The sequence below is a fragment of the Staphylococcus edaphicus genome (assembly GCF_002614725.1).
Classification (GTDB): Bacteria; Bacillota; Bacilli; order Staphylococcales; family Staphylococcaceae; genus Staphylococcus; species Staphylococcus edaphicus.
In genome coordinates, this window is the sequence record NZ_MRZN01000001.1 from 269,041 (window position 1) to 275,845 (window position 6,805).

General features: G+C 34.0%; 6 protein-coding genes. 5 read left to right on the top strand and 1 reads right to left on the bottom strand.

From position 1 onward, the window contains the following. From recD2 to BTJ66_RS01520, 5 genes are all read left to right on the top strand, one after another. On the top strand, positions 1-2,388 hold the full coding sequence (gene recD2, locus BTJ66_RS01500; RefSeq protein ID WP_099089229.1) for an SF1B family DNA helicase RecD2: 2,388 nt from the start codon (positions 1-3) through the stop codon (positions 2,386-2,388). Between the two features lie 339 nt (positions 2,389-2,727). Beyond that, positions 2,728-5,358: an alanine--tRNA ligase gene (gene alaS / locus BTJ66_RS01505; RefSeq protein WP_099089230.1), complete on the top strand. Its 2,631-nt coding sequence runs from the start codon at positions 2,728-2,730 to the stop codon at positions 5,356-5,358. Positions 5,359-5,427: 69 nt separating this feature from the next. Beyond that, positions 5,428-5,688, top strand: coding sequence for an IreB family regulatory phosphoprotein (locus BTJ66_RS01510; protein ID WP_099089231.1), 261 nt, complete (start codon positions 5,428-5,430; stop codon positions 5,686-5,688). A 3-nt stretch (positions 5,689-5,691) separates the two neighbouring features. Continuing rightward, complete coding sequence (gene ruvX, locus BTJ66_RS01515) at positions 5,692-6,120, top strand: Holliday junction resolvase RuvX (protein WP_099089232.1); 429 nt, start codon at positions 5,692-5,694, stop codon at positions 6,118-6,120. A 16-nt stretch (positions 6,121-6,136) separates the two neighbouring features. Further along, positions 6,137-6,463, top strand: coding sequence for a DUF1292 domain-containing protein (locus BTJ66_RS01520; protein WP_017724645.1), 327 nt, complete (start codon positions 6,137-6,139; stop codon positions 6,461-6,463). 156 nt (positions 6,464-6,619) lie between these two features. Here BTJ66_RS01520 and BTJ66_RS01525 read toward each other — a convergent pair. Continuing rightward, the coding region (locus BTJ66_RS01525; protein ID WP_193433004.1) for a transposase at positions 6,620-6,805 on the bottom strand (186 nt) is incomplete at its 5' end.

Consider the following 6,805-nt stretch of genomic DNA (forward strand, 5'->3'; position numbering starts at 1 on the left):
ATGGGAGACCCTACATTATTTAATAATTCAATGATTAAAGGAACCGTTGATGCGATTTTATTTCAAAATAAAGAAAACTTTTATACGGTTTTGAAAGTTGATACGATTGAATCTAGCGAAACATTTGATTCAATGCCTACAATAGTAGGGTTTTTCCCAGAAATTGCTGAAGGTGATGTTTATACATTTAAAGGCCAAGTTGTCACGCATCCAAAATATGGTAAGCAACTTAAAGCTGAAACATTTGAAAAAGAATTACCACAAACTAAAGAGGCAATTATCAGTTATTTATCAAGTGATTTATTTAAAGGTATAGGTAAGAAAACCGCACAAAGTATCGTCAATAAACTCGGTGAAAATGCAATTAGCGACATTTTAAATGATCCAACAGTTTTGGAAAAGGTACCTAGTTTACCTAAGAAAAAACAAAAGCAAATAGCCGAACAAATTGCTAGTAATCAAGAAACTGAACGAATTATAATTCGGTTACACGATTTAGGATTTGGACCTAAATTAGCAATGTCTATTTATCAAGCTTACTTAGGAGAAACACTAAAAGTAGTTGAATATAAGCCGTATCAACTTGTATATGATGTAAAAGGAATAGGATTTAATAAAGCGGACACATTAGCACGTAATGTTGGGATACAATTTAATGATGTGGAAAGACTTAAAGCAGGCTTATTATATGTACTAGAAGAAGAGTGTATTAAACAGGGGCACACGTATTTACCGACTCAGAATGTACTAGAAATGACTCAAGAAATGCTTTCACAAGCGCCCAGTGAAATAATTGAAATACAACAACTAGAAAATGTGTTACAAGAATTGGTTAAGGATACAAAATTAATTCAACAAGAGCACGAAGTCGCCATACCAAGTTTATATTATTCAGAATTAAAAAGTGTTCAAAATCTCTATCGTAACTATGTCTATACGAATAAGCTAAAGCAAATTGAACAATCAGATCTTTTAATGGAAATTGGGGAAATTGAAGAACGAAACCAAGTGAACTATGCGAATTCCCAAAAAGATGCATTACAAACGGCTATAAACTCTAAAATAATGTTGCTTACCGGTGGTCCTGGTACAGGTAAAACAACTGTTATCAAAGGTATAGTAGAATTATACGCAGAGATTCACGGGCTTTCATTAAATTATGACGATTATCAAAACGATGATTATCCAGTCGTTTTAGGTGCACCGACTGGTAGAGCTTCGAAACGCTTAGCCGAATCTACCGGACTAGAAGCGATGACGATTCATCGCTTGATAGGATGGAACCAAGATACACAACCAGAAGATATTTTAGAAAATGAGATATCAGCAAAATTAATCATCATTGATGAAATGTCTATGGTAGATACCTGGTTATTTCATCAATTCTTAAGTGCCGTTCCTATAGACGCGCAAGTTATATTAGTAGGCGATGAGGACCAATTACCTTCAGTTGGACCAGGCCAAGTCTTTAAAGATTTGATAGATTCAAAAGTGATTCCTCGTGTCAATTTAACGGAAGTTTATAGACAACAAGACGGTTCTAGTATTATTCAATTAGCACATCAAATGAAATTAGGTGAACCAATAAATATAACGCAACGGTTTCATGATAGGAATTTTATAAATTGTGCTACGGATCAAATTCCATCGTTTGTAGAAAAAGTAGTTTCTAGTGCTGTTAATAAAGGTTATGACATGAGCGATATTCAAGTTCTAGCACCCATGTATAAAGGCTCTGCGGGTATTAAGAAATTAAACATGGTATTACAAGATATTTTAAATCCTAAAGAAAAAGACACTCGTGAAATAGAATTTGGAGATGTTGTATTTAGAAAAGGCGATAAAGTATTACAACTCGTAAATCGACCAAGTGATAATATTTTTAACGGTGATATTGGTGTCATAGTAGGTATTTTTTGGGCGAAGGAAAATGCGCTTAACAAAGACGTGTTGGTTGTTGATTTTGAAGGTAATGAAATAACGTTTGTGCGTCAAGACTTAATCGAATTAACACATGCATATTGCACTTCTATTCATAAATCACAAGGGTCTGAATTTCCAATTGTAATCATGCCTATGGTAAAACAATACTTTAGAATGTTACAAAAGCCTATATTATATACTGGTCTAACAAGAGCAAAACAATCGCTCGTGTTTTTAGGGGATCCACAAGCATTTGATATAGCCCTAAAAACACATGGTCAAGTCAGAATGACACAATTATGCTCATTTTTAAAAGCATACTTCAACAATGATATGACTACTGAAGGGGAAGAAACAAGTAACGCTTTTGATGCAGACATCATTTTAACAGAAGACAATATATTTAAAATTAACCCGATGATTAATATGGGAGATATTTCGCCGTATGACTTTGTTGAAGATTGACATTAACAAAGAAAATAAATACAATATAATTAACTTCACATAAAGATGAGTAGACTATTTGATAACAAAAAGAGATGTACTGGTTGGTGAAAAGTACAGTTGAGATAGTTGAACGCTACTTTGTGTCAGAAAGCATAATAACTAATTAAGTGATAAGTGTACAATGGTAAATTTAAGTGAATCGTCTGTTTTGTATCATATTTACAATTTGGATTGCATAGATTTGCTAACACTTATAACTAGGGTGGTACCGCGAAACGTTCGTCCCTTTTATGAGGATGGGCGTTTTTTATTTTCTTTTTTGGAATTAACTTGAGTTGAGATGGAGGAATAATAAGTATGAAAAACTTAAAAGCAAGTGAAATTAGACAAAATTTTATAGATTTTTTTGTAGAAAAAGGTCACATGGTAGAACCTTCTGCGCCATTAGTACCCATTGATGATGATTCACTGTTGTGGATTAACTCTGGTGTAGCCACATTAAAAAAATATTTTGATGGTAGAGAAACACCTAGAAAACCAAGAATTGTAAATTCACAAAAGGCTATTCGAACAAATGACATCGAAAATGTTGGTTTCACTGCGCGACATCATACATTTTTTGAAATGTTAGGAAATTTTTCAATTGGAGATTACTTCAAGCAAGAAGCCATTGAATTTGCATGGGAATTTTTGACAAGTGAAAAATGGATGGCGATGGACCCAAAACTTCTATATGTTACCATTCATCCAGAAGATGTTGAGGCATATAGAATATGGAATGAAGACATCGGTATAGAAGAAAGCCGTATTATTCGTATTGAGGGTAACTTCTGGGATATTGGTGAAGGTCCATCAGGCCCTAATACTGAAATTTTCTATGATCGTGGTGAAACTTATGGCCAAGATGATCCCGCAGAAGAAATGTATCCTGGTGGAGAAAACGAACGTTTTCTAGAAGTTTGGAACCTAGTATTTAGTGAATTTAACCATAATAAAGATCATACTTATACGCCACTACCTAACAAGAATATTGATACTGGCATGGGACTTGAGAGAATGACATCCCTTGCTCAAAATGTTCGCACAAATTATGAAACGGACTTATTCATGCCTATAATTCATGAGGTAGAAGTAGTTTCTGGTAAAAAGTATTTGGAAGATAATAGTTATGATGTCGCATTCAAAGTCATTGCTGATCATATACGTACAATTGCATTCGCCATTGCAGATGGCGCGCTACCAGCTAATGAAGGCAGAGGTTATGTGCTACGTCGTCTATTACGTCGTGCTGTAAGATTTAGCCAGTCGTTAGATATAAACGAACCATTTATGTATCGATTAGTGGATATTGTAGCTGAAATTATGGAACCTTATTATCCAAATGTTAAAGAAAAATCAGACTTTATCAAACGAGTTATTAAATCTGAAGAAGAGCGATTCCATGAAACGTTGGAAGATGGTCTAGCAATTTTAAATAATTTAGTAGCACAAGCGAAAAAAGCTACACATGAAATTAGTGGTAAAGATGCTTTTAAATTATATGACACATATGGCTTTCCAGTCGAATTAACTGAAGAAATTGCTACACAAGAAAATTTAACTGTAGATATGCAAACTTTCGAAGAAGAGATGCAACAACAAAGAGATAGAGCTAGACAAGCACGACAAAATTCACAATCTATGCAAATCCAAAGTGAAGTATTGAAAAAAATTACAACAGATAGTACATTCGTAGGGTATGATGTAATGGATAAGGCTACGTCTATCACAGACATTATTCACAATGGTGAGATTGTAGATTCTGCAGAAGCTGGAGAGACAATATACTTTATTCTGCATGAAACACCTTTTTATGCTGTAAGTGGTGGACAAGTGGCTGACCAAGGCACGATTAGTAATGAAAACTTTGAAATTGCAGTTACTGAAGTAACAAAAGCACCAAACGGACAAAATTTACACAAAGGTGAGATCCAATTTGGTACGGTTAAGAAGGATGCTGAAGTTTCAGCAAGTGTAAATCATAAAGAACGTCGTTCCATTAAGAAAAATCATAGCGCAACCCATTTATTACATGCCGCACTAAAAGAAGTACTCGGAGATCATGTTAACCAAGCTGGTTCACTTGTTGAAGCAGATCGTTTAAGATTTGACTTTTCTCACTTTGGTCCAATGTCAAAAGATGAAATTGATACAGTCGAACGTAGAGTGAATGAAGAAATTTGGAATAGTATTGACGTAGATATTCAGGAAATGCCAATTTCTGATGCTAAACAACTTGGGGCGATGGCACTTTTCGGTGAAAAGTATGGAGATATCGTAAGAGTAGTTAATATGGCTCCATTTTCAATTGAATTATGTGGTGGTATTCATGTGAACAATACATCAGAAATTGGATTGTTTAAAATCGTAAGTGAGTCTGGTACAGGTGCTGGTGTACGTAGAATTGAAGCATTCACTGGGAAATCCGCTTTTCTATACTTAGAAACAATTCAATCACAATTTAACGCAGTTAAATCTCAAGTTAAAGTAAAAGTAGATGATCAAGTACTAGATAAAATTCAACAAATGCAAGCTGATGAAAAAGAACTTTCAAAACAGCTCGAACAAAAAAATAAAGAAATCACATCTTTGAAAATGGGCGATATTACAAATCAAGTAGAAGAAATTAATGGATTAAAAGTATTAGCAACAGAAGTAGAAGTTCCAAATGCTAAAGTGATTCGCGAAACGATGGATGACTTTAAATCAAAATTACAAGACACTGTTATTGTACTTATTAGCAATATAGATGGTAAGGTGGCTTTAGTTGCTACCGTACCAAAAACATTAACAGATAAAGTTAAAGCGGGCGATTTAATTAAAAATATGGCTCCAATTGTTGGCGGTAAAGGTGGCGGTCGTCCTGATATGGCACAAGGTGGCGGAACGCAACCAGAAAACATAACAGAATCATTACGTTTCATTAAAGATTACATTAAATCTCTATAAGTTGGTACAATTCTAAGGTAGAATATGGATAAGAACTTTTTTACTCGATACAAAAGGAGTGTAAGAACAATGGAAAATTTTGATAAAACAATGAAATTTAATTATGATGAAATTCCAAAAGAAGATGTCAAAACAGTATTACAAAATGTCTATAATACATTAGAAGAAAGAGGATATAATCCTGTAAATCAAATCGTTGGTTACTTATTATCAGGAGATCCTGCTTATATTCCACGCAATAATGAAGCAAGAAATCAAATACGTCGCATTGACCGCGATGATATTATGGAAGAACTCGTTTCAAACTATTTGCAAGAGAAATCAAATTAATTTATGTTAAAACATAAAATTATAGGGTTAGATGTAGGTAGTAAGACTGTTGGCATTGCAATAAGTGATCTGATGGGTTGGACAGCCCAAGGATTAGATACACTCCGTATAGACGAAGAGAACAATGAATTAGGTATTGATGCATTGGTGAAAATTATAAAAAGAGATAACGTTGGTACCGTTGTAATCGGGTTACCAAAAAATATGAACAATTCTATTGGATTTCGAGGCGAGGCTTCGTTACAATACAAGGAGCAACTTCAAGAAGCATTGCCATCATTAGAAATAATAATGTGGGATGAACGATTAAGCACTATGGCTGCAGAACGTTCACTGCTTGAAGCAGATGTTTCTAGACAGAAACGAAAAAAAGTAATCGATAAAATGGCAGCAGTATTTATATTACAAGGCTATTTAGATTCATTACAATAAAAAGGAGCGTTTAATAATGACAGAACATAATCACGATTCTCAATTAGAAATTAACAACGAAGAGGAGTTACTTACTTTATATGATGAAGAAGGTAATGAAGTCTTATACCGCAAAGTATTAGAATTCTTCCATCCAGAATTCAAAAAAGAATATGTCATTCTTGCAGAAGAAGGGGCAGAGTCAGATGATGATGATCTGATAGAATTAGTACCTATGATTAATGAACCAGATGAAAATGGTGAAGGTGGAAAATTCTTACCAGTAGAAACTGATGAAGAATGGGATATGATTGAAGAGGTAGTTAATACTGAAATGGACGATCATGACCATGATCATGAATAATTAAAATAACAATTTCTTGTTAAATCTTTGATATTAATGTAAACCATACTGAATATTCAGTATGGTTTCAGAACGTAGACAAACCTTGCGCAAATTAATGCGTAAGGTTTGTTTATTTTTATTTATATAGTTATTTTTCAAAAAAGCAGTGGTCTTTCAGACCATTACCGGGCCTTTTACTAACCACATTGCTATTTTTTTAAGATTCATGGCAGCACAAATTAGCGTGGTATCCATGGAAACTTTGTCATGTCCTCTATATCTCGTCCATCGCATACCATGCTGCTCTTTTGCATCACCAAATCTTCTCTCTATTGTTTGACTTCGCATTTTATATTGTTT